This is a genomic window from Marinobacter sp. UBA2498 (assembly GCF_002341575.1).
GTDB classification, from domain to species: domain Bacteria; phylum Pseudomonadota; class Gammaproteobacteria; order Pseudomonadales; family Oleiphilaceae; genus Marinobacter; species Marinobacter manganoxydans.
In genome coordinates, this window is the sequence record NZ_DDOI01000103.1 from 26,236 (window position 1) to 26,534 (window position 299).

At 59.9% G+C, this 299-nt stretch carries 1 protein-coding gene; it reads right to left on the bottom strand.

Features of this window, described 5'->3' with window-relative positions:
• A partial coding sequence (locus B2W52_RS14610) for a TOBE domain-containing protein (RefSeq protein ID WP_286803661.1) occupies nucleotides 1-281 on the bottom strand: 281 nt, incomplete at its 3' end.
• Between the last annotated feature and the right edge of the window lie 18 nt (nucleotides 282-299).

Below are 299 nucleotides of genomic sequence, written 5' to 3' on the forward strand. Positions count from 1 at the left end.
GCCAGCTTTACGTAGTAGGACGTGATGTCGCCCAGATAGGCGATGTTGTCCACCGTTCCGCAGCTCCAGTTGTGCTCGCCGTCCGGTTTGTCCGGGGTCAGGTAGATCTTCTCGGGGCGAAGGGCCACCAGTGTTGCGGTACTTTCCGCCGGCGTGGTCACGCCGCGATCAATAAAAACCGGGGCATCCAGCAGGTCGCTGGTCAAAGTAACGCTGTCGGCCTCGTCTTCCCGGATGTGGGCCTCGAAAATGTTCACCGAGCCAATAAACTCTGCCGTCATGCGGCTGTTCGGGCTCTC